A 25,786-nucleotide genomic window follows, 5' to 3' on the forward strand; every position below is an offset into this window, starting at 1 on the left:
TAAACCTACAAACTATTTTTCGTATCGTACCTCATAGTTTATCTCTTTACCTATGAACTTTTGAATAGCCTCTTTTTTGATTGCATATGGTAAGTCTTTAGCTCTAGTCTTATAATCTAAAATCATTATCATTCCCGATGCTGGTTTATTGTCTTGTTTGGTTAATTATAGCTTTTTATCTATATTTCTCTACGCGTTAAATAAATTTTGACATATTGACCCATGTCTCTGTAGAGACTTCTTGTCAACAATATATAAAATATTATAGTACAATTATATACCACTAAGTAGAGGATTAAAACATTATTTAATGTACTATAAATATAATATTTTATTAGTATACTTAAAGACAGCGTAGAAGCCGGAAAATAATCACCCCTTAATATGCTGAGGGTTTACCCTCGGCTTATTTTTTTTCTTCATTACCTCTATCTATTTTCATTTCACACTAAAATCAGTTATAATTGTTACTTTCAGAATCGGTCTTGTTATCTCAAATACGCAATCTCTATAATGCAGAAGGTATAGATGTTTTTTTCTTTCTATAACCGTTTTTTCTCCAAAAAGTCTCTTCCTGATCCTCAAGTACAAGACACTCACGATGATACGATACAAAAAGAGTTCTTCGCTCTAATCGCCAAAGAGGAAAAAGGTCTCTTTTTTGAAAATTTTAATCTTTTTTACCAAGAGAATCGGAGCGTAATCGATATATTACTCTTTCTTCCCGATAGAGGACTCTTATTTGGAGAAAAGCTGCAATGGAGTCTCGAAAGTCTCGAAGGCGCTAGTGTTGAACGTGCATCCAAAAAAAATAAAAAACTCTCTTCTACCCATTTAGAAACGACCGAAACAGCGATTCGCCGTAAACTTGAAGATATACTCTCATTTGACTCAACCGTGTGTGAACGCTTTTTTTGGATGAGCTGCTTACGCGAAGAGGATTTTGATTCGTTAGACTCCTCTTTTCATGAACTTCTCCCTAAAGAGCGCCTCATATTCAGCGATTCCGCACAAGAATCGATTCACCGAAAATTTGATCTTTTGACCCCCAAGAAAGAGGAGCCTTACTCTACCCTGAAAGTCATTGGCTCCCTTCAATCCCATACGCTCCTCCTCCCCTCTGACGAGAAACCTTACGGTGCTTTTCTCTCTGAAGAACAGCAAAACTTTCTAGAAACCGATTATTCGGATACCGTTACAACTCTTTTTGGTGAGTACAACAGCGGCAAGAGTACTCTCATAATACGTAAAGCGCTCTTGTCACTACTCCTTAACCCGAAAGAGAAGATTCTCATTATTACCCCTACCCTTATAGGAGGAGAGATTCTCCGTAATGAATTCATCTCTCTTTTAGAATACGGTGCACTTAACGTTGATCTCTCATCTCTAAGCTTCTATTCTCCTTACAGTGCTGAACGACTAGTGGAACTTGATTGTTTTCAAACTGCCTCGATTATAATGTGCGATGATTCCTACACGATGAATAAAAAGTTTATAGAGACGCTGATAGAGCATAGAGAAAAACGGTGGCTTCTCCTCTCAATGCACAATGAATATACTCCGTTCAGTGATTCCGCTTGTATCCTGCATAATAATTATCAAAAAAATATTATCTACACAAAAGTTCCGGCCTCTAGCGGAAAACCACTACTTACCTTGCTATTAGAGCTGAGGATATGCTTGCAGTCTATATCAGCGGAAAAGATTATGGTTATTCTTCCTGATGATGTGCACCTGGCAGATTACAAAGAAGCCATCGATGAATATTTCGATATCAATACACGCATATTGAATAGAGAATTTAGTTTACAGTACCAAAACCTTGATGGTCTCATTCTCACGACCTCTAACAATACCTATGGGCTTCATGTACCTTATGTCTATTGCATCACCTCCGATAAAGAAAAGAATTACACCTATCCGCTAAGCCGTGCATCAGAAAGTGCCACTATAATCTCTTTTACAAATCCGAAAGGAGAAAATTATGACCAAAATTCTAAAGAGCGATGAGGAGTGGCGAGAGCTACTCTCAAACGAAGCGTATCAAGTTGCACGAGGGCATGGAACAGAAAGAGCATTTAGCGGAGAATACGCCGCGTTCAAAGGTGATGGTATCTACCGTTGTGTATGCTGTGCCGCGCCGCTGTTTGATTCCTCCGCTAAATTCGATTCCGGTACAGGATGGCCCAGTTATGACCGTCCCATCACCCCTGATGCACTTGAAGAAAATCGGGATATCAGCCATGGCATGGTCCGTGTAGAAGTCCTTTGCGCTTCGTGTGATGCTCATTTAGGACATGTTTTCCCTGATGGTCCTAAAACCACCGGATTACGCTATTGTATCAATTCCGTTTCTCTTACCTTTACACCACGTCAACAGGAGTCTTAATGCGCCTTATTCTTGCCTTATTCTTAACATCAATCCTCAGTTTTGCCGCGGAACATCCGCGCGTCTTATTAGAAACGACTCAAGGGGCTATTACCCTCGAACTTTATGAGAATGTCGCCCCTATGGCCGTAGAAAATTTTACGACCCATGTCAAAAATGGCTATTACACCGGATTAACGTTTCACCGTATCATCAAAAATTTTATGATCCAGGGAGGAGACCCGACCGGCACCGGAATGGGCGGCGAATCAATCTGGAAAAAACCGTTTAAAGATGAATTTAAATCGGGAATCGTTTTTGATAAAGCGGGTATATTAGCAATGGCTAATGCGGGACCTAAAACCAATGGAAGCCAGTTTTTCATTACGACAGCCCCTACTCCTTGGCTTAACGGTTATCACACTATTTTCGGTCGTGTTGTCTCAGGAATGGATACATTGAACAAACTCAATAACATTCAAACCAATGGCCAACGCAGTGGCGATAAACCTTTACAAACCCAAAAAATCATTAAAGCTACGCTACTTCCCTAATCTCTTTCAATGCCCCCTATAAAGGGGGAAATCACTTATAAAAAGCTACGGTACAATCATTCTCGTAATAATGACGGCGAAATAAAGTCTGTGCACCCAGTTTCTCAGCCAATGTATTAATATGGATAGTATGAAGATAATTAAAGGTTTTTGATTCCTGATTTCCTTCTAAAAAGTTGAAAATCACACCGCGCGTAGAGGCATTGTAGCACCGCTCGATAAAGCGATAAGCAGCATTATGGGTTAGAATATTGAGAGCTCCGCTGCAGAGATAAAACTCTGCGACAGGAAGAGGATCGCTAAGGATATCACACTGGTATATTCTCTCTCCGCTACGGCGAGAAGCCTCCTCCACCATCACTTCAAGTGAATCAAGTCCTGTGTAACTAAGAGTGTACTGTCCAGTGGAGCGGATATAGGTACAAAGATCACCGAAACCGCATCCTGCGTCAACAACCGAACTTGCATCACGCGGTAAAAGTGAGACTAATTGATAAAAACGTATTTCTTGCGATTCGTGTGAGTTCCAACGAAGTCCCTGCGGTGTGTAGCCGTATTTTATGATACCCGAATGATAAAAGTGTTCGTTATCGATTCGGTTCATATTTATGTGCCGGTTTATTTTTTAAGTTTACTCAAGGCATCCAAAATATTATTTTGTTTCGCTTGATCGAGCGGTGTGTCATTGGAGACGAACATATAAAACTCTACCCGTCTGTTTTTAGCACGATTCTCTTCACTTGTGTTCTCGGCAACCGGTTTCGCCGAACCGAATCCCGCCGTTGATAAGCGCTCCGGTGCAACACCGTTACGAATCAATTCCCGCATTACCGTTTCGGCTCTTTGGCTTGAGAGTTCGATATTATCTCTATACGCTGTCCCTCTAGGGAGAGGTTGATTATCGGTGTATCCGCGTACGGAAATATCAACGGTAGGAGGCAATGTATTAATAATATCGGTAACACGTCTGAGAAACAGATGTATCTCTTCATTATCAATCGTTGCATTGGCCCCTTTAAACGGGATTGAGGTAGGGAGTTTTAACAATACGCCATCCATACTCTGATCGAGTGGTCCCGCTCCCATCGATGCACTTTTCAAATCTTGCTGAATTCTTTGAATCGCCTCAGACATAGCCTGACTAGCCGGTACAGGAGGTGAACCTACCAACAGCGATCCGCCATCAGCAACAGGCGCTTTTCCTGAAGGGTTGGCAGTCGCGTCAGGTGTCGGCTTACTCTCGCTGACCATATCGACAACAGGAGTGACCGATTCAGGAACCGGAGCGTAATCGTAAATTTTAACAAACTCTTCTTTTACAGCCCGTATTTTTTCGGTATTAACCGATGCAATAGCAAAAAGGGCAATAAAAAGTGCTAATAAGAGACTGAAAAAGTCGGCGGTCGGAACTGCCCACTTCTCACCCGCTTCACACTCCGGGCACTTTTTACACTTGTGTTTTTTTGCCATCTATCTGCTCATCAATTAAATTGGCTATGTTTCTCTTCCGCAGGGGAAAGAAAGTTCAACAATTTTGCTTCAAGGGTACGAGGGTTGTCTCCATGGACAATCCCTACAATCCCCTCAAGCATCAACTTTTGTTCTTTAACGATATGGTGTGATTTAGCAATCATCTTTCTGCCCCAAGGTCCTAAAAGAACATACGAAGAGAAAATACCCGTAACCGTTGCCGTAAACGCCCCTGCAATACCTTTTGCCATTTCAGCCGGATTATCAAGTTTTTGAAGTGCTAGAATCAGACCCAAAACGGCTCCGATAAGACCCATAACGGGTGATGTTTCCCCCGCAAGAAGCCAGTAATGCCCACAACCGTGATAGTAGTGTTCTGTCTCTTCAATAACCAATTCCATCGTTTCGACAATCGTATCGACTTCGTTACCGTCAACCGCCATACTGAGTCCCTGTTTTAAAAACTCATTATCCAATTGAGCCACTTTTGCTTCCAACGACAAAAGACCGTCGCGTCGTGCCATTGTGGATAACTCAATAATTTGTTTGATTCTCGCATGTAAATCGACAGAGCTTTTTTTAAAAACGATTGGACCGAGATTTTTAAAAGCACCCTTAACGTACTCAACGTCGGTAGCGACCGCAGCAGCAGACATAGCCGTAGGGAAAATAACGATCAAAGAAGCTAAGTGAATAATATGGAGGGGATTTCCCCCATCTAAAAGATCCCCTGTTGAAATAGCTGCAATTGCCCCTACTATCCCTAAAATAACCGTTAAATCCACGTGACTCCTTCTCGCTTAGGGTATCCTTGATATTACCATGGCACTTATTGCTTGATTGTATCTTGTTTTTACTGAAATTTAAGGGTAATTATCTCTATTTTTTGTTAAAAAAAGTATATAAAACTTTAATCAAGAGCATCAGAAAAATTCCACTTCCCATACTTGCTACGATAAATGCATAATACTCATCATGGGTAATGGCATTTGCCCCGTACCCCAAGGTTGCAATGGCAACAGTAAAGGTAAGCGGCATCGAATCACTGAGGGAAAACAAAATGGTGTTTTTCAGGCCCAAATATCCCCCGTAAGCAACAAACGAGCTGATAAGACGGATACCGATAATAGCACTGGCGATAAAAAAGGCGAGTTGGAGGATTTTCATATCGGTAAACGCTTCCAATGCGAGGGTTGAACCGACATGAATAAAGAAAATAGGGACTAAAAATCCAAATCCGAAAGAGGAGAGTTTTTCGGGAAGCTCAGTTTTATGTTTAAAATAGGTCGCGATAAACATCCCTGCCAAAAATGCTCCCAAGACAACATCAATTTTAAGATACAGCATCACGGCGACCATAATAAACATCAATGCCATAGAGAAACGGATATCCTGATCTTTACCGTCATCATGAGGCATAATAAGTGTTTTAAGTCCCGGATACCACCAAAAAAGGATCCGAATTCCTCGGAAAAAGAGGACAAACCCTATAAGGAATAAAAAGAGCCCTCCGAGGGTAAACGCAAATTCCCGATTATACCCATATTCCAAACCGCCGCTTAGAATCGTCAACGCCATAATACTGACCAGTTCACCGATGATACCGATGTTGAGGGCAAGGGCAAGCCACGGCTCATTTTTCCCATACTCTTTGACCAATGCCATAAGCATACCCAACGAAAAAATAGGGAACGCGACCAAATAGACCGAGCTGAGATTGAAATAGATAAAAAGGGCGAGTGAACATCCGTACAACATGACAAAATAGAGTATCGTACGCCTTAAAAGAGAGGACTTTTCAAAACCGAAGGCTTTAAGATTGACCTCCATCCCCGCCAAAAACATCAGGTATAAAAATCCGACCTTAGCTATGATTTTAAAGAGTTCGTTTTCAACCAAAAATCCGAAATAGCCTGCAAGACTCCCAAGAAGAATTTCGACAACTACCACCGGTATTTTAGTCACACGGGATAAAAATGGAGAGAGCAAGACCAACAGAGAGAGGGTAATAATGACAACGGTATTGCTCATACTTATCCTCTCAACGCTTTCCAGACGTTTATCGCCTGTACATGTTCTTTCACATCGTGGGCACGAATAATCGTAGCACCCTGCTCTATCGCTTTGAGATGAATAGCCAACGTTCCCGCCAAACGCTCATCACTCTCTGAGGGAGAAATGGCATTGATCATCGATTTACGGCTTGCTCCGACAAGGAGTTTTTTACCTAATCGTAAAAAATGGGTTTGGTGGGCGATTAAGGCACAATTTTCTTCCGTACGCTTCCCGAAACCGATCCCGCAATCGAGAATCATATCTTTGATACCGAAAGTCTCCCCTTTTTCGATACGCTCACGAAAAAAATTCTCTACATCGCTGATAACCGAAGAATAACTCGGGTTTTCCTGCATAGTATCGGGAGTCCCTTGCATATGCATAATCACGGCCGTTGCGCCGTAACTGCCGCAGAGGCGTGCGACCTCATCGTTTGCCAATCCCGTAATATCATTGATAATATGAAATCCTCTCTCTAGGGCATAATGGATGACACTGGGTTCATAACTGTCTAGACTTAGTTTTGTCTTCTCATAGAGGCGCTGTTCATACAACGCATCGATGATAGGTGCCACGCGTAAAAGTTCCTCTTCGGCACTGACTCTCACACTTCCCGGACGGCTCGATACGCCCCCTATATCGATAATGCCGGCACCCTCACGGATCATCGTCTCAATTCTCTTTATCGCGTGAGAGCCTTGAAATCGGCTGGCATGGTAAAAACTGTCATCATTGGCATTGAGAATGCCCATCACTGAGACAGTGTCATAACGTTTAAGATGGCAAAAACTCTCCAACTCGATCGAGAGTTGTTTCAGTCCAAACGGCTGGGCTTTCTCTTTTTTCACCAACGCTTGCAGTTGTCGCTCCGTTGCGATCAGCACTACATCAACACGGGGAATCGATGCGGTAACCGTTCCTCGGGGAACCGCTAAATCGGCACCGATACTGAGGGCATCTTGTTTGAGGATATTAGCGGCACCCACGTGGAGATCACGAATACGGATCAGATGCAACTGAGCTTTATCTTCCAAAATAGAGATACCGCCCCCATCGACACCGAGAGATTTCAGTTCACGGTGCAAATCAATGGTATTGGAAAGTTTTTCAACGACCACGCTTAACCTCTTTGAGAAAATTCATCAACACCATAACCAAAACACTCTGAAATCGGCTATTAAGTTCGATCAGACGTAGGGCTTTCTCAAATCCTTCAAGTTGTAGTGTCGTGAGGGAAAGTTTTTCCACATGGATAGCCTGATACATCAATTGCTCAATCAATCCCTTCGCTTCATGCTTTTTGAAACGCTCATGCTCTTTTACAAAGGCAAAAAGCCCCGAGAGATCAAGATTTTTCAAACTTACAGGAAGTGCTTCATGAATGAGCTGATGATGTTCTTGCGTAAGACTGAGACGTGAGCGAACGGTAGGGAGAAAGGTGCTTTTGTTGGGAGCTAGAAGGATAAAAACAATGTTTCTAGGAGGTTCTTCGAGAATTTTAAGGAGGGCATTTTGTGCCGGAACCGTAAAGCTTTTGGCTCCGAGAATCAGTGTTTTCGTATTCTCTTCACTTTTATACGCTTCACCTATGACCTCTTTGGCATCTTCGATTTTAAAATCATCCCGAATAAAGGTAACACAGCGTAGCGGCCGTCGGGACTCTTCAATCTCTCGTGCGCGCTCTTCCACCTGAGCGGTGATGAGAATTCCACCCCTCTCATTCGCGAACATTAATCTCCCCGAACAACACTGCACTAAGTGTTTTGTCAAACAGACGGTAGAGTTGCAGCAGTTTAATATCGATGAGAGGGTCGTGGGAGCGAAGCACTAAAGCATTTTGAAACCGCTCATCCATAATCCATAACAGAGAATTGGCATTACGTTTTGCGATATCGGCACGGCGATCATCTCCCCGCCCCACATACCAAAACAAATAATCTCCCTTAAAAGCAATATCAAGCATATCACTGAGCATATCAATCGACTCTCCGCCGCTGATATACTCATAATGGGGATAAAGAGAGTCGATACAGACGATAGGGATCATCGGACGATCTTGAGAACGTTTATTGAGCGATAACGTAATATAGTGGGCTAACCATTTGCGGTCATGATCAGTAATCAGGACAACCGTTTTTCCCCCCATCATCTGATCCATGGCATTAGCGATTGCGGGGGTCCATTCGAAACGCTGCTCTTCGAACCAGCTCATCGATGCCCCTTCGGAGCGAATCGATTCTAATGTCCATTGATCAAATTGGCGCACTTATTGATCCAATGCGTACGCGCTGTGGAGTGAGCGGACGGAAAGCTCCGCGTATTTTTCATCGATCACCATCGATACTTTAATCTCAGAGGTAGAGATCATCATAATGTTGATATTCTCGTGCGCCATCGTTTGAAACGCTTTAGCGGCAACACCCGTATGGGATTTCATCCCGACACCGACGATGGAGACTTTACAAATATTTTCATCGTACGATGATTCACTGATCTCATCGGCTGCGATAAAGGTCTCAACGACTTTTTTTGCATCAAGCAATTCGGTTTTAGGGACCGTGAAATCGAGGTTCGTTTTACCGTCATGCCCAGAAGTTTGAATAATCATATCAATATTTACACTGTTATCGGCCAAACGGGTAAAGATATCCGAAGCAATTCCGGGGCGATCGATCACTCCGCTGAGTGATACGCGTGCTTGGTTTTTATCGAGTGCGATTCCGCTAACAAGTGGTTTTTCCATAATATTCTCTTCCTTTGTAATAAGTGTCCCCTCAGCATTGGTAAAGCTGGAACGGGTTACGAGGTTAACGTTTAGTTTTTTAGCAAGCTCAACAGAGCGATTCTGGAGTACTTTGGCTCCAAGGGATGCGAGTTCCAACATCTCATCATAGCTGATACGATCCATTTTCTTCGCTTTAGGTTCAATACGGGGATCGGTCGTATAGATACCGTCAACATCGGTATAAATTTCACATAAATCGGCGCTCAAGGCTCCCGCAAGTGCAACGGCAGAGAGGTCTGAGCCTCCGCGACCTAGCGTGGTTACTTGACCGCTCTCGCTCACCCCTTGGAATCCTGCAACAACAATAACTTTGCCATTAGCAAGTTCTGCATGCATTGCACTAGGATCAATGCTCTCAATCCGCGCTTTCGTGTGGATACTGTCCGTTACGATTCCCGCACGACGACCGCTCATAGAGGTCGCACTGTGACCCATCGCATTAAGGGCGATAGAGAGAAGTGCGGCCGTTACACGCTCACCTGAACTTAGAAGCATATCGACTTCACTACGTTCGGGAGAAGAGGTGTAATGCTCCGCATAGGCGATTAGCTTATTGGTTTCACCGCTCATAGCCGATACGACGACGACGACTTGATGTCCCTCTTTAAGTGTTTGCGAGACTCGATTGGCGACATTTTGGATTCGCTCCAAATCACCGACGCTGGTTCCGCCGAATTTTTGAACAATTAGCATTACAGGTACCCCTTGGTTCTAAAATGGGAGATGACACGTTCGTAAACCGGTTTTTTAAAATGGGCGACATGGGTGAGCAATTCATCACTATTAACAAATCGATACGCTTTAAACTCAGGGTGTTTGGTCTCTAAATTGATAACCGCTCCCTTTTTTAGACGTACGAGATAATAGCGCTGTTTTTGCCCGGCATAGGGAGCCATTTTGGCTGCGACATGGGAGGGGAAATCGTACGCGATCCAATCGGGATACTCGGCAATAATCTCTACCTTTTTGGTACCGATCTCTTCACCGAGTTCGCGAAATAGGGCTTCTTCGCTCGATTCACCCTCATCAATCCCCCCTTGAGGAAACTGCCACACCCCATCCAAATCACTCCGCTCGGCGATAAAAACATCTTTAATCTCAGGATACTCGTGAGAGACAATAATCGCCGCCACATTCGGTCGGTAGAACTTTTTTTCGGTCATTCACCATCTTTTAGTCTATTTTGGAGGGGTATTGTAAACTATTCGCTATTAAAAATACTATAATCCCATATGCTTTTATACATTCACATCCCTTTTTGCGATAGCAAATGCTCCTACTGTGCGTTTAATTCTTATGTTGATAAATTCTCACTGCGCGAAGCGTATATGAATGCCCTCTTGATACAGCTTGAAGCCGAGCTTCTCCGTTTCAATGTTAGTCGTGACAATCCTATCGAAACTGTATTTATCGGCGGAGGTACCCCCTCTACCGTTGAAGCATCACTCTATAGGCCTATTTTTGAGATGATAGACCCTTATTTAACTAAAGGGGCTGAGATTACCTCTGAAGCCAACCCCAACAGTGCCACCCGAACGTGGTTGGAGGGGATGTTTGAACTTGGGGTTAACCGCCTCAGCTTCGGGGTCCAGAGCTTTAATAATGAAAAACTGAAATTACTCGGACGCGCCCATCATACGCAGCACGCCCTCGAAGCAATCCGAACTGCCGCAGCCATAGGTTACCGACACCTCAGCATCGATTTGATTTATGGGGTACAAGGGGACACCCGAGCTCTTTTAAAAGCTGATCTTGATCAAGCGTTTACCCTACCGATCGATCATATCAGCCTTTACGCATTAACGATCGAAGAGGAGACAGCTTTTGAAAAAACTCCTGAAATTGCCGAAGAAGAGCTAGAACTCACACGGTGGATCTTTCGTGAAATCACTACAAAAGGGTACGAGCAATACGAAATATCAAATTTCGGAAAATACCGTTCGCGTCATAACCTTGGGTATTGGGAATATAAGGAGTATATAGGATTGGGTGCAGGTGCGGTCGGTTTTTTAAAGGAGAATCGCCTTTATCCCTCAAAAGATGTGGAATATTATATTTCCCATCCCCTACAAATTCACGAAGAACGAATAGAGACAGCCGCAGCAAAAAGTGAAAAGCTTTTTTTAGGATTTCGCAGTTGTGTCGGAGTCGATGAAGAGGAATTGAATAAGAATCAAAAACTTCAGGCAGAACTTCTCATGCGTGAGGGGATGCTTCAGCACCGTGAAGGACGCTATTTTAACACTGATTTTTTGCTTGCGGATGAAATCGCTCTTAGAGTAGAAGGGTTTTAAACTTTATTTTGCTAAAATCCTCACTTAATCAAAAATTACATATATAGGCAGCTTGCATGTTTGGAATGGGTATAGGCGAAATATTTCTCATCATTATTATCGCTATTTTATTTTTAGGACCCGATAAACTCCCATCCACGATGGTAGAGATCGCTAAATTTTTCCGTAGTGTCAAAGGGACGGTCAACAGTGCTCGTGCAACGCTTGAAGAGGAGATGAAATTCTCTGAAATGAAAGAAGAGGCACTCAATTATAAAAAAGAACTTACCGATGCAAGCGCGGAGCTAGAGAGAATGACCAATGTTACGGAAATCGGCAGTGAGCTCAATGTCCTTAAAAATGAGATCAATCTCGATATCCCTCCTCCTGCTCCCTCCGCACCGAAAGAGCCTGAAGTGATCACTTTTGCTCCAAAACCAAAAGAGACTAAACCCGTAGAAGAGAATGCCTGATGTTTGAAGATTTAAAACCCCATTTAGCCGAACTCCGTAAACGGCTCGGTATCAGTGTCGCTGCCGTTATCATCATGTTTTTTGTCATGTTTAACTTTCACGAAGCCCTCTTGGCGTGGGTGACCGCACCTCTGGCTGAAGCAATCGCTTCCGTTGCCAAAGTCTCCACCAAAGCCGCTGAGGGTATGATCACGACTACTCAGCTCGGAGGAACTTTTTTTGTTGCTATGAAAGTCTCTTTTTTTGCAGGACTTCTCGTTGCCCTCCCTGTCATACTTACCCAATTCTGGCTTTTCATCGCTCCAGGACTGTATGCCAATGAGAAAAAAATGCTTATCCCTTTTGTTGTAGGGGGAACACTCATGTTCGCTATGGGGGCGGCATTTGCTTATTATGTCGTTACCCCTTTTGGTTTTAGCTATCTCATTGCCTTTGGAAGTGCCTCTTTCGTTCCGATGATCAATATCGAGGATTATGTCGAATTTTTTACAAAGATAATGTTCGGATTCGGACTCTCTTTCGAGCTTCCGGTAATCTGCTATTTTCTTGCCCTTTTGGGACTTATTGATGATAAGGCTATGATCGGATTTTTCCGCTATGCCATCGTTTTAATCTTTATCATCGCGGCCGTTTTAACTCCTCCTGACGTTATTACCCAAATCTTGATGGCACTGCCGTTGATTCTTTTATACGGTATCTCTATTTTGATCGTCCGTGCTGTCAATCCGGCACCGAAAGAAGAAGCCTATATGGCTGAAGACGAAGAAGAGACGATTGATTAACCCTCTACTCACTGCCAGTTACCACTATGAGCTCCCTGATGAGCTTATAGCGACTCACCCCATCCATCCCAGAGATCATGCCCGCCTCCTCGTCTACAACCGAGCCGATAGTACCATCACGCATGCCCGTTTCGACGCGCTCGAATCGTTTCTCCCTCAAAACTGCGGGATCATTTTCAATGATACCAAGGTAATTAAAGCTCGCCTATACGGGAAAAAAGAGAGCGGCGGTGCGATAGAACTTCTCATCAACCGTCCCCTTGATGCCTATGCGATTAATGTCTATATCAAAGGGCGCGTCAAAATCAACACTCTTTTGCTTTTTGATGCCGATCTCACAGCTTGTGTAACCGCTTTGCATGAAGACGGTTCGAGGGAAGTCAACTTTTATCTTCGAGAGTGTCGGATTCGGTTTGAAGAGCTTCTCCCCATTTTAGAGAAAGTCGGCCATATTCCTCTTCCCCCGTATCTGGGGCGTGAGGACAACTCCGAGGATGAGCGTGAATACCAAAGCGTCTTTGCCCACTATGAGGGGGCAGTTGCGGCACCCACTGCATCACTTCATTTTAGTGATGAACTCTTTGAAGCCGTTTGTTCCTCCCATCCTCACGCCTTTGTCACCCTCCATGTCGGATCTGGAACCTTTAAGCCCGTCGAAGCTGAGATTATCACAGACCATCCGATGCACTCAGAGTATTTTGACATCAGCTCATCAGCACAAGAACTTATCCATAGCGATATGCCGCTTCTCTCTATCGGAACCACCTCGACCCGTACGGTCGAATACCATGTCCGTACTCAAGAAGTACGCGGAGAGGCAAATCTTTTTTTACACCCGAACAATCCCCCGATGCGGGTCAACCATCTCCTCACCAACTTCCATCTCCCCCAATCAACCCTCTTGATGCTGGTCGCTTCCTTCGTCGGATTAGACGAGACACACCGTATCTATCAATCGGCGATCGATGAAAAATACCGCTTTTTCTCCTACGGTGATGCGATGCTTATACTTTAAATTACGTCCAATTATGATAAAATAGTGATATTCCTTTCTAAGGCATTCGCTATGAGTAACATTAACCGCAGAAATTTTTTAGGCGCCGGCCTCATTTTGGGCGCTTCAACCCTTATTGGGAAAGAGACCCCTCAAAAAATCATCACCAGCACAAGTGATTTTACCCCTCCCGTTATTGCATTTCCGGAGAAAAAACCGCTTAAAGTGATCTCAGATCGCCCACCGCTTCTCGAATCACCGCGTGATATTTTCACTCAGGCGATCACCCCGAATGATCAGTTTTTCGTCCGATGGCACATGCCTGATATCCCGACGTATATCGATCTCAACGAATTTCGTCTTGAGGTCAAAGGGTCTGTTGAAAAACCTCTTTTACTCAGTATCGATGATCTGAAAAGCAAATTTGAACCCGTTGAAATCACCTCCGTTCTCCAATGCGGTGGTAATAGCCGCAGATATTTTGCAGGGACAGGTCCCGCAACGCACGGGGTTCAATGGGGACATGGCGCTATGGGATGTGCCGTATGGAGAGGTGTTCGCCTCAAAGACATTTTGCATATGGCCGGAGTAAAAGGGTCAGCTCGATGGGTAGGCGTTAACGGCTTGGAAAAACCTGCCATGGAGGAAACACCGAAATTCTTTCGAGAAATGGAGATTGATGAAGCCCTCAGCGGAGAATTGATGGTCGCGTATGCTATGAACGGTGAAGACCTCCCTTATCTCAACGGTTTCCCGCTTCGTCTCGTCATTCCGGGTCACTTCTCGGACAGCTGGGTAAAAATGCTCTCAGAGATCACGGTGATGGATGAATACCGCAAAAGTTTCTTTATGGACGTTGCCTATACCGTCCCCGATAACGACTGTGAATGTGTCGTATCCGGAAGCGATTTCGAATACAAACGCAAACCGATTGCCGTAATGAAAGTCAAATCGGTCATCGGCTATCCGACTCCCAATACCGTTATCAAAAAAGGCTCACGCGTCAAAGTTACCGGAGTCGCTTTTGATCAGGGAAAAGGGATCAAAGAGGTGATGATCTCCACCGATGGAGGAAAAAGCTGGAGTGCTACCGAACTTCAAAAAGATTACGGTAAATATGCCTATCGTCCATGGATCTACCAATGGGAACCTAAAGTCAAAGGTGAATATACCATCATGGTTCGCGCTATTAATCGTATCGGAAACATTCAGCCGCAAGTCAATGAAATCGGCTGGAACGCGGGCGGATACCAATACAACGCGGTTGACAGCGTCAACGTTAAAATTGTCTAAGGCTCTACTATGAAAAAATTATTCCTAATTACTCTCATTTTGGCATCATCCGCATTCGCTCAAGTCGCTAAACCTATCGAAATGCCGTATGTCGATTACCCTATGGTGAAAGGCGATCATGACGAAATTGCACAGCAATACTGCCTCATCTGCCATTCATGGGGTTATGTCTTAAACCAAGGTAAAAAAAGCCGACCGTACTGGACAGGAACCGTCCAAAAAATGGTAAATGAGTTCAAAGCTCCTATCGCTAAAGAAGATCAACAAACCATTATCAACTATCTCGTAAAACACTATGGATACGAGGTAACATCAGGGCATTAAACCCCTGCCTTGTCCTTCGATAATGCTCTGCAAACATCCAAAAACTGCTCACCGTATTTATCGTATTTCACTACCCCGATACCGGAAATCGCTAACATCCCCTCTTTCGTTTCTGGCAGTTTTTGCGACATTTCAAGTAAGGTTTTGTCGCTAAAGATAACATATGCCGGAACCTTTTCCTCGTATGCTAAGTGTGATCTCACCCCTCTAAGTGCTTCAAACTCAGGAGTTTGCATCTCTTTGTTATGCGATGTTTCCGATTTCATCACTACTTTTGGCGGGTAAAGCGTTGTTTCTTTTAGTGTAACCCTCTGTTCCCCCTTTAAAATAGCAACCCCTTTTTCAGTAATTTTTAGCACCCCGTAATCAGCTTGAAAAAGTGCCTCAATCTCTATAAGTCGATTCGCGATACTAAGCCACTCTTGTTTCGTACGATCACGACCGATGCCGTAGACGCTGAGTTTATCGTGTTGTGCACTCAAAACTTTTTGAGATTCTGATCCTCTTAGAACGTCAATAACATAATGAGTACCGAAACTTTGCCCCGTTTTATGGAGAGCTGATAAAAACTTTTGCGACTCAACGGAAATATCAACGATCTGGAAACTGCCCGCTTCAAGACAGTTATCACACACCCCGACACAATCATCAATTTTATCGCCGAAATACGCGGCTATCCCTTTATGACGACACACCTCTCCGCTCGCAAATCGGATGGAATCGTTTAATTGTTGCAATGCGACACGTTTATACTCACTCCCTCCGTCATTTTTTTCAATCAGTGATTTTCGATTGACCACATCTGACATAGAGTAGAGCAATAGCGTCTGTGCTTCCAACCCGTCTCTCCCCGCACGACCGATCTCTTGATAGTAGTTTTCAATTGATTTTGGCATTGAGGTGTGAATGACAAATCGAATATTGCTTTTATCAATCCCCATACCGAAGGCCACCGTTGCAACCACAACCTGAAGGGTATCGTCCATAAACGCTTTGTGAACAGATGTCCTCTCATCTGTACTCATCCCTGCATGATACGCACGCGAAACAATCCCATTCGCATTTAAAAATCGGGATACCTCTTCCGTCTCTTTGCGTGAAAAAGCATAGACGATTCCGCTCTCTCCCTGTTTTTGCCGAATAAGTGCTAATAACTGCTTTTGCCCGTTTCCTTCTCGGTTTTTAGCTCTAATCGTAATATTGCTTCTAAAGGCAGCCGCTTTGATCAATACCGGATCGTTTAAATGGAGTTGGTTAATAATATCCGATTTAACTTTTTGTGTTGCGGTAGCAGTAAACGCAGCTATACAAACATGAGGAAAGGTGCTGCGTATGGAACTGAGTTTACGATAATCATCTCTAAACTCATGTCCCCATTCACTGATACAGTGCGCTTCATCAATAACAAAAGTATTGATTTTCAAGTGCTGTAAAAATTCGATGAACCCTTTTGTCGCCATTCTCTCCGGTGAAACATACAAAAGCTTTATCTTTTGTTCTATCAGCTCTTTGTGAATACGTTGCACCTCTGCTTCACTTTGCATTGAGGAGAGTGATTCGGCTTTAATACCCATTACTTTGAGTGCGGAGACTTGATCGTACATTAATGCCAATAGTGGGGAGACAACGACGGTTACCCCCTCTTTTATAATGGCAGGAAGTTGATAACAAAGCGATTTTCCCCCTCCCGTTGGAAGGAGCATAAGGGTATCTTTGTTTTCGATTATACTTCGAACCGCTAACTCTTGATGTTCTCTAAATGCACTAAACCCGAACACCTCTTTCAGTGTTGCGTGTAGACGACTATCCTCCGTGATGATACTCATTATAAGACTCTTTCATTGGTTTTTATTTATTTCACACTACCGCTACTCTTCCGTTTCTCACTTCAATGATTCCGCTTAACTCCGCTTCAAATATCTCACTTGGAAAGTGTCCCATTGCCTCTTCATACGTCGGATTGTTGCGGCAAAAAGCTATAAAAGGGGTATCTTCACACCTATTTTTACCTTTTTGACTTATATGGGCAACAAACGAATCGATATCGTCAATCGCACTCGCTTTCCCCTCTCTCAAAAGCAGCCGAGTTGCCGTACTTTCATGAAGACGATGGGGGAGAACGTATATCGGTTTTTCCATTGCCAATGCGTACTCCACACTGCGCATACTCCCGCTTCCGATATCAGCTTCGGTTACGATCAATGCATCTCCCAGTGCCACAACGATCTCATTGCGGACGACAAAACTCCACTCCCGTGCACCGAATCCAGCCTCAAATGGCGTTAGTGTCAGTCCTTGGTTTTCAATCGCCTCTATGAGCTTTGCATTAGCAGCAGGATAGCGTACATCAATACCGCTAGGTAGAATTGCAACCGTATTTTCGGCACCGGCTCCGTGATGGGCTATGGCATCAACACCTGCCGCCGCACCGCTGATTATCACTATTCCTGAGTGAGATAATTTTCGTGAAAGTTCCAGTGTCATCGCACGTGTATAAGGATTTGGGCGACGGGTTCCCACTATTGAAATTTTCGGACGGTGCAATAATTCTACATTACCCCGATAATAAAGTTCCTCAGGGTATCGCTTCATAGATGAGAGTTCGGGAACAATAAAGGGAAGAGTGTTGTGCATAGATACTCTTTTAATCTTAATATGCACAACAATATCAGATAGTTTCAAAAAAGCTAAAAACTATGTCAAATTGTCAGATTTGCTCAATTCCTACCAGTTGAACTTCGCTGAGGAGTTCTTTTGACTCTATAAGTGCTTGTATCGTGTCAGGGCGCGGATGACCGATTGCGATAGCCGTTCCATGATGTTTTGCTTTTTCTATCGCCTCTTTAATTTGCCGCTTGACATTACGGACACCGTCTTGATGATCGAGAAATACATCCCGCCCGATGTAGCGCATTCCTAACGAAGTGGAGACTTCCGGTACTTTAGTTTTGCCTATAGTACGACTGTCTACGAATTGTATCCCCTCTTTTTTGAGGACACGGATTAATTTTTCCATCGAATCGCTATCCCCCGTAAATTTTGATCCGGTATGATTGTTCACATAACGGACATTGGGGAAAAGCTGTTTAAGGGCAATAATCCGTTTTCCGATCGTCTCTTCCGAATCACCGACATGGAGGGTAAAGGGTTCTTCATCATTAAAATCAATCGCTTCAAGGGGGAGATGGACCATATATCGGTTTTGCCGCTGTGCCAATTGTGCCGATTCAGAATGCCTTGGACTAGGAGGCAAAAAAGACATCACCAACGGTAATCCGGTTGATTGAATGGCTCTCACATCCCGACTATATGAGACATCATCGATTATGATCACCAGTTTCGGCTGAGTCCCATCGAGTCGTTTTGGACGCACTGCCGCCGGAGGGGGCGATGCTTTTGGCTCTTTCGGTGCATATTCATGCTGAGGCTTCAGCGGCTCACGTCTGTGTTCTTGCTCCAATAGTGCTTGAAGCTCTTTTTGAAGACGTTTTATTTCACTGTCATAGGCCGCTTCTTTGGTTTTTGAAGGGATCGCTGAATACTCATCAATAGCTGCAATTTGTTCGATTTGTTTTACCAGATGCTGAGTTTGTACCCGCTCACGTACAAGTTCATCTTCCACCTGATTAAATCCGATAAAATAACCGATTAAGAGTGCACTGAGAAAAATTACGAGGCCGAAGAGTCCCCATCCGATATATTTTAAAGAGAGATATTTTTGATAAAGAGGCTGTTTTTTCATAAAAGAAGGAACCTCTTTCTGTAGAAGTTTTCAGAGCTTCGCGCTCTGAAAAGGGGAATTAGTTTGTAGCTTGGTTAACGATTTTGTTTTTAGAAATCCACGGCATCATAGAGCGTAATTTAACACCCGTTTGCTCGATCAAAGAGGCACGAGCGTTTGTACGCTCAGCATTCATACGAGGATAACCCGCTTGACCTTCAAGGATGAAATCTTTTGCAAAACGGCCGTCTTGGATCTCTTTGAGAATCTCTTTCATTGCCGCTTTTGATTCTGCATTGATAACACGTTTACCGCTGACGTAGTCGCCGTATTCCGCTGTGTTAGAGATAGAATAACGCATATCAGCGATTCCGCCCTCGAACATCAAGTCAACGATAAGTTTAAGCTCGTGAAGACACTCGAAGTATGCCAATTCAGGAGCGTAACCCGCTTCTGTCAATGTTTCGAATCCTGCTTGTACGAGTGAAGCCGCACCGCCGCAAAGAACCGCTTGTTCTCCGAAAAGGTCGGTTTCTGTTTCATCTTTAAACGTAGTTTCAATGATCGCTGTACGTCCGCCACCGATAGCCGATGCGTATGAAAGCGCCAATTCTTTGGTTGTACCGCTAGGATTTTGTCCAACAGCGATCAAGTCAGGAATCCCGCCGCCGCGAACGAACTCAGAACGTACGGTGTGACCCGGAGCTTTAGGAGCGATCATGGTTACGTTGATATCAGCGGCTGGCTTGATACGTCCGTAATGAATACTGAACCCGTGACCGAATGCGATAGTAGCTCCTGATTTAAGGTTAGGAGCGATTTCATTTTTATAGATTTCCGCTTGGTTCTCATCCGGAAGAAGGATCATTACCACATCAGCATAAGCGGAAGCTTCTGCAACCGTCAACACTTTGAAGCCTTTAGCTTCCGCTTTACCCCATGAGCTACCCTCTTTGCGAAGACCGATAACTACTTCGACACCGCTGTCGCGAAGGTTTTCCGCGTGTGCATGACCTTGTGATCCAAAACCGATCATTGCCACTTTTTTGCTTTTGATTAATTCGATATTACAATCTTTATCGTAGTAGACGCTCAATGCCATACAGGTATCCTTAGAGTAAGCTCATAGGCTTAAAATTTGGCGAATTATACCCCACTTTTGCATAAAAATAAATTAGCGCACCCTTATATCCTTATGCTAAATACTCTGCTAAGGATGTTACAACGATCCCATGCTACAATTCACCCAAAAAAAGAGGCACTTTGCATGAAAAAATTCAACCTTTTTAAAGAGATCATTATCGTTGCCAAAGATGATTTTTTACGTGCCGCCAACTCGGCAAAACGGTTCGCCGTTCGTTATGACGGCAAAATCGTCTTTGAGCCGTTTGAACCTGATCTTATCGCAATTTATGAGGGTTCAATTCCCCCCTTGTCTCCCCTTGCTACAAATTTATCCCGACCTATTTCAGAAATGCTCGGAAAAGATTACCGTATTGTAGAAGATGAGGATCGACTCCTTATCAAAGCTTCCGGTGCGTGGCAGAGTATCATCGGCTACAATCAGAAACGGGCTTTGTACGATGATACGACAGGAGATGGAATCGCCGAATTTTCCGATAAAGTATTAGAAGATATGGGATGGCACGCTACCGAATTTAATGTCGGTTATCGGGAAATCGTAGAGCAATTCGAAGAAAAATGTGAGGGGATTTTGCTCTGCATCGAGCAAGAGGAGCCGTATCAGTTCAGCGGATTAGGATTTGTGTTTGACATAGAAAGTGCGAGAGAAATTGGATTTGACTATTGTGTCGCAAGCATAAAAGATAAACTTGAAAACGATGACGATTTTGCCACCCTCACCGATGATGAAGAGGAAGCGGCGTTATATTTTAAGATACCGCTCTAAAATAATCTTAGCCGAGAGGGAGTCGATCCGACCGTCGCGTTTGTAGCGGATTTCCCCCTTCATCAGTGCTTCGGCTTCTTGGGAGCTGTGGGATTCGTCTTGGTAGGCGATCTCCCCTGCGAATTCGACGAGATTCATAAAGTGCGCAGCACGTCGGCGCATCTCATCCTCTGTCGTGCTTCCCATCGGGATACCGACCACAACCGTAGTTGCTTCGTATTCGTTCAACACTTTTTTGACATCGTTGGCGGCTTGATTTCTATTTTTACGTTCTACCGCCGGAAGCGGAGTCACGATTCCCGCACCTGCACTGAGTGCCAGTCCTATCCGTTTTAGTCCTAAATCAATCGCGATAATAGTTCCCATCATTTCCCCAGACAAAACTGGCCGAACATCTTGTCAAACATCTCATCAAGTTCATACGGGCGGCTAATTGAGGCAACGGAGCGGATGGCTGCATTGATATGAAACGAAAAAAACTCCAGTTCACCATCTCGAAGCGGCTCGTTAGCATCATCAATCGATCTAACGGCTTTTTCGGTCGCACTGATCTGACGTTGCGAGATGAGCATCATCTCCTCGCCGTCATTTTCATAATCCATTAGAGAACTCAGAACATCGATGAGAGATTGCATCTCTTGTTTACAGCTCAAGCGAATAGGGGTATAACCCTCTATCGCCGCAATATCAAACGATTCTTGTAAATCCGATTTGTTCAATACACAGATAAAAGGTTTCTCTTCGCGGTACCGCTCGATTAGATCGATAATGGCACGGTCTTCTCCATCAATCTCACGTGAAGAGTCAAACAATACGATGACCACATCGGCATTTTCTATCGCCGAAATAGAGCGTTCGATCCCGATCCGCTCAATCTCATCGTGAGCGTTCCGTATCCCCGCCGTATCGACCAGACGGATCAGATGGGTACCGATACGTACCTGCTCTTCGATCGTGTCACGAGTCGTCCCTGCAATGTCGCTGACGATGGCACGCTCATAATCGAGAAGCGCATTTAAAAGAGAGCTTTTCCCGACATTGGGTTTGCCGATAATGGCGACACGAAATCCCTGCATTAAACCTGAACGTCTGCGGCTCGATTCGAGTGTACGAGAGAGGGTATGTTTGATGTTTGCGAGTTTGACTTCGATCTGATCTACAACGTCTTGAGGCAAATCCTCTTCGGCATAATCGATCACCACTTCAGAGTACGCCAATATTTCAAGAAGCGCATCTCGGATACCCTCGATATATCCGCGCAATTCACCCTTCATCTGACGCGCTAGTATCCGTGCGGCATCGTCACTTTTAGCTTCGATGAGTGCGGCGGTTGCTTCGGCTTGAGTCAAATCTAAGCGACCGTTTAAAAAGGCACGTTTGCTAAACTCTCCCGGTTCGGCTAAACGCGCCCCCTCGGATAAAACAGCACATAATAGTGATTCAGCCACAACATACCCGCCGTGACATTGAAACTCCACGACCTCTTCGCCGGTAAAACTGCGCGGTGCTTGGAAATAGATCACGATCGCTTCATCGATTAATGTACCGTCGTTATGATGCAAAGAGGTTAAAGTTGCATAGCGGGGTTGAAGTTGGCTTTTTTTGGTAAGTTTTAAAGCGATAGAGAGAGAACGATCTCCGCTAAGACGGAGAATCGAAATAGAACCGACACCGTTTGCGGTGGCAATAGCGGCAATGGTGTCGTTCATCAATATTCGTGGTAACTGTTGATGATGATAAACTTACCGCCATCACGGGTAGAGCGGATAGCCACATAACGATCCGGATATCGATCTCTTAGTTGTTTGAGGGCAATTTGGACCAATACACCATCCAACACTTTGGTTTGCGCACGTCCATCTTGATCGATAACATCACAAACATTGATCAAGTAGCGAGAAATAGACTCTTCTTGATTTTTTAAGAATTCCGCAATTTCCAAACGGAGCTGCATTCCATACACTGCATTGATCCAGTTGAAGAGCATATACGAGAGTGCTTTGTAACGATATCCCTCTTTTCCGATCATCAATGCCGCATCGGCACCGGTGAACTCGACAAGGAGCGTGTTTTCATCATAGACACTGACATCGACAGCATTGATATCAAAACAGATATCTTTAAAGAGGATGTTAATCTGCTCTTTCACTTCATCGGCACACTCTTGGGCTGAGAGCTGATAGAAGTCCCCTTCCATCTCCCCCTCTTCTTCAAAATCATCGGCTTGTTCGTAAAATTCATCGCCCAATACCAACTCTTCAGGCTCAACATATACGGAAGCTGTTTCAATCTCTTCTTCAACCGCAGGTTCTTCTACAACAACCGACTCTTTGACGACTTCGACTGCCGTTGATACTCCCGCAGAGTGGGGGAGATTTGCAACAATAATCGCCGATTTTTTAAAAAGACCCAAGACCCCTTTGGAAGGGAATTGAACGATCTCGACTTGAAGCGCGGTAACAGAACATCCGAACTCTGCGGCCGCTTGTGCGTACGCTTGTTCTAGTGTTGGTGCTTCAATCTTTTTCATGATGCTTTTCCGCAAGATGAGCTTCGTGACGTACAGCACGAGCCGCTTCGAATTGTTTGTTTACGAGATATTGCTGCGCAATTGAGAAAAGGTTATTGACGAACCAGTACAACACCAACCCAGCCGGGAATGTGAAGAAGAAGAACGTAAAGATAACCGGTAAAAATTTAAAGATTTTTTCCTGCAACGGATCGGTAAAGTTGCTCGGAGTGATCTTTTGCTGATAGTACATTGTCGCACCCATCAAAATAGGGAGGATGTAATACGGGTCCATACGTGAAAGGTCGGTAATCCATAATAACCATGGAGCCCCTTGGAGTTCAACCGCATTCAAAAGTACACGGTAAATGGCAAAGAACACAGGTATTTGAAGGATCAACGGTAAACATCCGCCCAACGGATTGGCACCGTGTTTTTTATACATTTCCATAACAGCGGCATTCATCCGTGCAGGATCGCCTTTGTATTTCTCCTGTACCTCTTTGATACGAGGGGCAATGTCTTTGATCTTTTGCATAGAGACCATCCCTTTGTGGGTCAAAGGGTAGAGGAAAACACGGATAAGAACCGTCAAACCGATAATTGACCAGCCCCAGTTACCTAAAAGGCCATGCAACCACATCAAGATTTTGAAAATAGGAGCTGCTACGAATGTAAACCATCCGAATTCAATCGCATTGACAAGAACAGGATTGATCGATTCAAGGGTTTTGTACTCTTTTGGTCCAATGTATCCGTTGAACGTAAAGTTATTCGCCCCTTCCAAATAGGTGACAGGGTTGTTGTTCACATCACGTTCGACTGTGACTTGAGTTGCTTTGTCAAACCCATAAAAAATAGTGGCGTAATATTGGTCAAATGCAGAGACGAGATGAACGTCACTAAACAATGAGCGCCCCTCAACATCGCCGTCTTCAAAAATAGTGGTGAGGTTATCGCCGGAATAGACCATTCCCCCCACAACCGTCATCATTTGTTCAATGATTTCAGGATGTTGCCCTAAGTAGAGAGAGTAGCGTTTTTCAGTAGAGAGAGCCACTTTCGCATCATAATGACCGTCAGCATAAAATGTCAACGTTTTCGTCACCGTCAATTCCGGGAGATTCTGACTCAATACAATGGTCGATTTGCCGTTTTCGCCTAAAGCGATGTTTGTAGCATTTGTTGTATACGGAGTTTTTGCCGCCGCTTGATTGAGCGCTTCATCCGCAAAACGGATTTGAAGCGGTTTCGCTCCGGTAGATGCGATCAGTTCTGAGAGTTTCCCGTCTTTACCGTTATGTTTTGCATTACTTAAAATGACCGAAGAGACCCGCCCGAGGGTATCAATTTTTAACGTAAATTCTTTAGCTGATACGGTGGTGAGCGTATCGGTCGTAACGGTTTTAATATCGGAAACAGCCGAAGCGTTACTCTCTGTTTGAGCCGCTGCAACAGTCGGTTGAATAGCAACTTCATTCGTAGTTGATACCGTAGTGGTGTTCTCTTCAGCGTTCGGAGCTTGCGGAGGAAATAGTGTCGTATAACCTATGAAAAAGACAAAAGATAAAGCAACAGCAACGAGGAGCCGTTGATTGGGAGTAAACTTTTCTAGCACTGGGACCCTTTAAACTTAAAATTTTTAATCAGAAAATAATTCTGTTGATATGGAACAAACCAGTATTTTATCGTATTTATGGAGAGTTCGGAGGGTTTTAACATCGGTTTGTTGATAATCGGATAATCAATACCGCCGGAAAAAAGTTGATTGCACCGTAAAATTCGTAAAAATGTGGAATAAAATGCACGAGTGAGGGTGTTGCGCTCAAATTGCCACAGAGCATATTCGGAGCATGAGGGATAGTGACGACACGCACCGCGTGTCACCAAAGAGAAAGAGTGCCGATAAAGCCACAGGAGCTTAAGAAAGAAGATTCTTATCATCACCTACTCCAGCCATGGCACCCGTCCGTTTTAAAACATATTTGCAGTCGCGTCGCACTGTATCGAAAGGGTTGTCAAATAACCCTTTCTTGGCGACAAAAACGTACCATCCGTCTTGTGCATTGGGTGAGAACTCATTAAAAAGAGCCCGAAGACGTCTTTTACATCGATTTCTCACTACTGCATTTCCAACTTTTTTACTGGCCGTATATCCAACTTTTTTTTCTCCCTTTAAGGGGAGATAAAACAACGCGATGGAAGTGCTGTGCGCATTTTTCCCGCGTTGATAAACACGCTGAAACTCACTATGGAGCTTTAGCATCGAGAAGCTA

Annotated in this window: 29 protein-coding genes; 10 read left to right on the top strand and 19 right to left on the bottom strand. The window is 44.1% G+C overall.

Annotated features, from left to right (window positions below):
- Window positions 1-528 precede the first annotated feature (528 nt).
- Genes Q8O20_RS00430 through Q8O20_RS00440 form a run of 3 tightly spaced genes read left to right on the top strand, consistent with a single transcriptional unit; the run spans window position 529 to window position 2,922 of the window.
- Entirely contained in the window at window positions 529-2,010 is a 1,482-nt protein-coding gene (locus Q8O20_RS00430; RefSeq protein WP_305529554.1) for a hypothetical protein, read from the top strand.
- A complete protein-coding gene (gene msrB, locus Q8O20_RS00435) occupies window positions 1,985-2,389 on the top strand; it encodes a peptide-methionine (R)-S-oxide reductase MsrB (protein ID WP_305529555.1) in 405 nt (134 codons plus the stop codon). The genes Q8O20_RS00430 and msrB overlap by 26 nt, the downstream gene beginning before the upstream one ends.
- Entirely contained in the window at window positions 2,389-2,922 is a 534-nt protein-coding gene (locus Q8O20_RS00440; protein ID WP_305529556.1) for a peptidylprolyl isomerase, read from the top strand. Before msrB ends, Q8O20_RS00440 begins: the two co-directional genes overlap by 1 nt.
- A 31-nt stretch (window positions 2,923-2,953) precedes the next feature.
- On the opposite strand, the gene Q8O20_RS00445 is transcribed toward Q8O20_RS00440, so the two are convergent.
- The 9 genes from Q8O20_RS00445 to Q8O20_RS00485 all read right to left on the bottom strand — a co-directional run bounded on the left by Q8O20_RS00445 (window position 2,954) and on the right by Q8O20_RS00485 (window position 10,395).
- Window positions 2,954-3,526, bottom strand: a complete 573-nt coding sequence (locus Q8O20_RS00445) for a class I SAM-dependent methyltransferase (RefSeq protein ID WP_305529557.1) — start codon at window positions 3,524-3,526, stop codon at window positions 2,954-2,956.
- A gap of 14 nt (window positions 3,527-3,540) precedes the next feature.
- Entirely contained in the window at window positions 3,541-4,392 is an 852-nt protein-coding gene (gene motB / locus Q8O20_RS00450; RefSeq protein ID WP_304739788.1) for a flagellar motor protein MotB, read from the bottom strand.
- An 11-nt stretch (window positions 4,393-4,403) separates the two neighbouring features.
- On the bottom strand, window positions 4,404-5,177 hold the full coding sequence (gene motA / locus Q8O20_RS00455) for a flagellar motor stator protein MotA (RefSeq protein ID WP_304739790.1): 774 nt from the start codon (window positions 5,175-5,177) through the stop codon (window positions 4,404-4,406).
- 94 nt (window positions 5,178-5,271) lie between these two features.
- On the bottom strand, window positions 5,272-6,423 hold the full coding sequence (locus Q8O20_RS00460) for a cation:proton antiporter (RefSeq protein WP_304739792.1): 1,152 nt from the start codon (window positions 6,421-6,423) through the stop codon (window positions 5,272-5,274).
- A gap of 2 nt (window positions 6,424-6,425) precedes the next feature.
- The gene (gene folP / locus Q8O20_RS00465) at window positions 6,426-7,565 is read right to left on the bottom strand and encodes a dihydropteroate synthase (RefSeq protein WP_305529558.1); all 1,140 of its coding nucleotides are present in this window, start codon (window positions 7,563-7,565) and stop codon (window positions 6,426-6,428) included.
- Window positions 7,555-8,178: a DNA polymerase III subunit delta' gene (locus tag Q8O20_RS00470; RefSeq protein WP_305529559.1), complete on the bottom strand. Its 624-nt coding sequence runs from the start codon at window positions 8,176-8,178 to the stop codon at window positions 7,555-7,557. Before Q8O20_RS00470 ends, folP begins: the two co-directional genes overlap by 11 nt.
- Window positions 8,165-8,713: a HobA family DNA replication regulator gene (locus tag Q8O20_RS00475; RefSeq protein WP_304739798.1), complete on the bottom strand. Its 549-nt coding sequence runs from the start codon at window positions 8,711-8,713 to the stop codon at window positions 8,165-8,167. Before Q8O20_RS00475 ends, Q8O20_RS00470 begins: the two co-directional genes overlap by 14 nt.
- Window positions 8,714-9,925 carry an aspartate kinase gene (locus Q8O20_RS00480; RefSeq protein WP_305529560.1) on the bottom strand — a complete coding sequence of 404 codons (1,212 nt, stop codon included), beginning with the start codon at window positions 9,923-9,925 and terminating at the stop codon, window positions 8,714-8,716.
- Window positions 9,925-10,395, bottom strand: a complete 471-nt coding sequence (locus Q8O20_RS00485; RefSeq protein WP_304739802.1) for an RNA pyrophosphohydrolase — start codon at window positions 10,393-10,395, stop codon at window positions 9,925-9,927. Before Q8O20_RS00485 ends, Q8O20_RS00480 begins: the two co-directional genes overlap by 1 nt.
- 69 nt (window positions 10,396-10,464) lie before the next feature.
- On the opposite strand from Q8O20_RS00485, the gene hemW reads away from it, so the two are divergent.
- Genes hemW through Q8O20_RS00515 form a run of 6 tightly spaced genes read left to right on the top strand, consistent with a single transcriptional unit; the run spans window position 10,465 to window position 15,371 of the window.
- Window positions 10,465-11,526, top strand: a complete 1,062-nt coding sequence (gene hemW / locus Q8O20_RS00490; protein WP_305529561.1) for a radical SAM family heme chaperone HemW — start codon at window positions 10,465-10,467, stop codon at window positions 11,524-11,526.
- 56 nt (window positions 11,527-11,582) lie between these two features.
- Window positions 11,583-11,978, top strand: coding sequence for a Sec-independent protein translocase protein TatB (tatB, locus tag Q8O20_RS00495; protein ID WP_304739806.1), 396 nt, complete (start codon window positions 11,583-11,585; stop codon window positions 11,976-11,978).
- Window positions 11,978-12,760, top strand: coding sequence for a twin-arginine translocase subunit TatC (gene tatC, locus Q8O20_RS00500; RefSeq protein ID WP_304739808.1), 783 nt, complete (start codon window positions 11,978-11,980; stop codon window positions 12,758-12,760). The genes tatB and tatC overlap by 1 nt, the downstream gene beginning before the upstream one ends.
- Window positions 12,753-13,775 carry a tRNA preQ1(34) S-adenosylmethionine ribosyltransferase-isomerase QueA gene (gene queA, locus Q8O20_RS00505; RefSeq protein WP_305529562.1) on the top strand — a complete coding sequence of 341 codons (1,023 nt, stop codon included), beginning with the start codon at window positions 12,753-12,755 and terminating at the stop codon, window positions 13,773-13,775. Before tatC ends, queA begins: the two co-directional genes overlap by 8 nt.
- Window positions 13,776-13,826: 51 nt before the next feature.
- On the top strand, window positions 13,827-15,047 hold the full coding sequence (locus tag Q8O20_RS00510) for a molybdopterin-dependent oxidoreductase (protein WP_305529563.1): 1,221 nt from the start codon (window positions 13,827-13,829) through the stop codon (window positions 15,045-15,047).
- Window positions 15,048-15,056: 9 nt separating this feature from the next.
- Window positions 15,057-15,371: a sulfite:cytochrome C oxidoreductase subunit B gene (locus Q8O20_RS00515; protein WP_305529564.1), complete on the top strand. Its 315-nt coding sequence runs from the start codon at window positions 15,057-15,059 to the stop codon at window positions 15,369-15,371.
- Here the strand turns inward: Q8O20_RS00515 and recQ are convergent.
- The 4 genes from recQ to ilvC form a co-directional block, all read right to left on the bottom strand.
- The gene (gene recQ, locus Q8O20_RS00520) at window positions 15,368-17,197 is read right to left on the bottom strand and encodes a DNA helicase RecQ (protein ID WP_305529565.1); all 1,830 of its coding nucleotides are present in this window, start codon (window positions 17,195-17,197) and stop codon (window positions 15,368-15,370) included. The two genes, Q8O20_RS00515 and recQ, sit on opposite strands and share 4 nt — an antisense overlap.
- Before the next feature lie 31 nt (window positions 17,198-17,228).
- Window positions 17,229-18,005: a DNA-processing protein DprA gene (locus tag Q8O20_RS00525; RefSeq protein WP_305529566.1), complete on the bottom strand. Its 777-nt coding sequence runs from the start codon at window positions 18,003-18,005 to the stop codon at window positions 17,229-17,231.
- 73 nt (window positions 18,006-18,078) lie between these two features.
- Window positions 18,079-19,113, bottom strand: a complete 1,035-nt coding sequence (locus tag Q8O20_RS00530) for a divergent polysaccharide deacetylase family protein (protein WP_305529567.1) — start codon at window positions 19,111-19,113, stop codon at window positions 18,079-18,081.
- A 58-nt stretch (window positions 19,114-19,171) separates the two neighbouring features.
- A complete protein-coding gene (gene ilvC / locus Q8O20_RS00535; RefSeq protein WP_304740927.1) occupies window positions 19,172-20,194 on the bottom strand; it encodes a ketol-acid reductoisomerase in 1,023 nt (340 codons plus the stop codon).
- Window positions 20,195-20,359: 165 nt separating this feature from the next.
- Here ilvC and Q8O20_RS00540 point away from each other — a divergent pair, with 165 nt between their 5' ends.
- Entirely contained in the window at window positions 20,360-21,001 is a 642-nt protein-coding gene (locus Q8O20_RS00540) for a hypothetical protein (RefSeq protein ID WP_305529568.1), read from the top strand.
- Here the strand turns inward: Q8O20_RS00540 and ruvX are convergent.
- Genes ruvX through rnpA form a run of 6 tightly spaced genes read right to left on the bottom strand, consistent with a single transcriptional unit; the run spans window position 20,978 to window position 25,776 of the window.
- Window positions 20,978-21,367 (bottom strand): Holliday junction resolvase RuvX, encoded by a 390-nt coding sequence (gene ruvX / locus Q8O20_RS00545; protein ID WP_305530025.1) that lies wholly within the window; start codon window positions 21,365-21,367, stop codon window positions 20,978-20,980. The genes Q8O20_RS00540 and ruvX overlap by 24 nt on opposite strands.
- On the bottom strand, window positions 21,367-22,716 hold the full coding sequence (gene mnmE / locus Q8O20_RS00550) for a tRNA uridine-5-carboxymethylaminomethyl(34) synthesis GTPase MnmE (RefSeq protein ID WP_305530026.1): 1,350 nt from the start codon (window positions 22,714-22,716) through the stop codon (window positions 21,367-21,369). The genes ruvX and mnmE overlap by 1 nt, the downstream gene beginning before the upstream one ends.
- Window positions 22,710-23,531, bottom strand: a complete 822-nt coding sequence (locus Q8O20_RS00555; RefSeq protein ID WP_304740920.1) for a Jag N-terminal domain-containing protein — start codon at window positions 23,529-23,531, stop codon at window positions 22,710-22,712. The genes mnmE and Q8O20_RS00555 overlap by 7 nt, the downstream gene beginning before the upstream one ends.
- Window positions 23,518-25,128 carry a membrane protein insertase YidC gene (gene yidC, locus Q8O20_RS00560; RefSeq protein WP_304740918.1) on the bottom strand — a complete coding sequence of 537 codons (1,611 nt, stop codon included), beginning with the start codon at window positions 25,126-25,128 and terminating at the stop codon, window positions 23,518-23,520. Before yidC ends, Q8O20_RS00555 begins: the two co-directional genes overlap by 14 nt.
- The gene (gene yidD / locus Q8O20_RS00565) at window positions 25,122-25,454 is read right to left on the bottom strand and encodes a membrane protein insertion efficiency factor YidD (protein ID WP_304740916.1); all 333 of its coding nucleotides are present in this window, start codon (window positions 25,452-25,454) and stop codon (window positions 25,122-25,124) included. Before yidD ends, yidC begins: the two co-directional genes overlap by 7 nt.
- Entirely contained in the window at window positions 25,432-25,776 is a 345-nt protein-coding gene (gene rnpA / locus Q8O20_RS00570) for a ribonuclease P protein component (protein ID WP_305529569.1), read from the bottom strand. Before rnpA ends, yidD begins: the two co-directional genes overlap by 23 nt.
- Window positions 25,777-25,786 lie beyond the last annotated feature (10 nt).

Source organism: Sulfuricurvum sp., from assembly GCF_030691015.1.
Lineage (GTDB): Bacteria > Campylobacterota > Campylobacteria > Campylobacterales > Sulfurimonadaceae > Sulfuricurvum.

Excerpts from the sequence above, each read along its gene's own strand:
- Q8O20_RS00440 (WP_305529556.1), top strand. The coding sequence starts at position 2,389 with ATGCGCCTTATTCTTGCCTTATTCTTAACATCAATCCTCAGTTTTGCC.
- Q8O20_RS00485 (WP_304739802.1), bottom strand. The coding sequence starts at position 10,395 with ATGACCGAAAAAAAGTTCTACCGACCGAATGTGGCGGCGATTATTGTC.
- Q8O20_RS00515 (WP_305529564.1), top strand. The coding sequence starts at position 15,057 with ATGAAAAAATTATTCCTAATTACTCTCATTTTGGCATCATCCGCATTC.
- Q8O20_RS00460 (WP_304739792.1), bottom strand. The coding sequence starts at position 6,423 with ATGAGCAATACCGTTGTCATTATTACCCTCTCTCTGTTGGTCTTGCTC.
- Q8O20_RS00540 (WP_305529568.1), top strand. The coding sequence starts at position 20,360 with ATGAAAAAATTCAACCTTTTTAAAGAGATCATTATCGTTGCCAAAGAT.
- tatB (WP_304739806.1), top strand. The coding sequence starts at position 11,583 with ATGTTTGGAATGGGTATAGGCGAAATATTTCTCATCATTATTATCGCT.
- tatC (WP_304739808.1), top strand. The coding sequence starts at position 11,978 with ATGTTTGAAGATTTAAAACCCCATTTAGCCGAACTCCGTAAACGGCTC.
- Q8O20_RS00470 (WP_305529559.1), bottom strand. The coding sequence starts at position 8,178 with ATGTTCGCGAATGAGAGGGGTGGAATTCTCATCACCGCTCAGGTGGAA.
- Q8O20_RS00445 (WP_305529557.1), bottom strand. The coding sequence starts at position 3,526 with ATGAACCGAATCGATAACGAACACTTTTATCATTCGGGTATCATAAAA.
- hemW (WP_305529561.1), top strand. The coding sequence starts at position 10,465 with ATGCTTTTATACATTCACATCCCTTTTTGCGATAGCAAATGCTCCTAC.
- Q8O20_RS00555 (WP_304740920.1), bottom strand. The coding sequence starts at position 23,531 with ATGAAAAAGATTGAAGCACCAACACTAGAACAAGCGTACGCACAAGCG.
- rnpA (WP_305529569.1), bottom strand. The coding sequence starts at position 25,776 with ATGCTAAAGCTCCATAGTGAGTTTCAGCGTGTTTATCAACGCGGGAAA.
- msrB (WP_305529555.1), top strand. The coding sequence starts at position 1,985 with ATGACCAAAATTCTAAAGAGCGATGAGGAGTGGCGAGAGCTACTCTCA.
- recQ (WP_305529565.1), bottom strand. The coding sequence starts at position 17,197 with ATGAGTATCATCACGGAGGATAGTCGTCTACACGCAACACTGAAAGAG.
- Q8O20_RS00480 (WP_305529560.1), bottom strand. The coding sequence starts at position 9,925 with ATGCTAATTGTTCAAAAATTCGGCGGAACCAGCGTCGGTGATTTGGAG.
- Q8O20_RS00430 (WP_305529554.1), top strand. The coding sequence starts at position 529 with ATGTTTTTTTCTTTCTATAACCGTTTTTTCTCCAAAAAGTCTCTTCCT.
- Q8O20_RS00530 (WP_305529567.1), bottom strand. The coding sequence starts at position 19,113 with ATGAAAAAACAGCCTCTTTATCAAAAATATCTCTCTTTAAAATATATC.
- Q8O20_RS00510 (WP_305529563.1), top strand. The coding sequence starts at position 13,827 with ATGAGTAACATTAACCGCAGAAATTTTTTAGGCGCCGGCCTCATTTTG.
- motB (WP_304739788.1), bottom strand. The coding sequence starts at position 4,392 with ATGGCAAAAAAACACAAGTGTAAAAAGTGCCCGGAGTGTGAAGCGGGT.
- ruvX (WP_305530025.1), bottom strand. The coding sequence starts at position 21,367 with ATGGGAACTATTATCGCGATTGATTTAGGACTAAAACGGATAGGACTG.
- Q8O20_RS00525 (WP_305529566.1), bottom strand. The coding sequence starts at position 18,005 with ATGCACAACACTCTTCCCTTTATTGTTCCCGAACTCTCATCTATGAAG.
- yidD (WP_304740916.1), bottom strand. The coding sequence starts at position 25,454 with ATGATAAGAATCTTCTTTCTTAAGCTCCTGTGGCTTTATCGGCACTCT.
- ilvC (WP_304740927.1), bottom strand. The coding sequence starts at position 20,194 with ATGGCATTGAGCGTCTACTACGATAAAGATTGTAATATCGAATTAATC.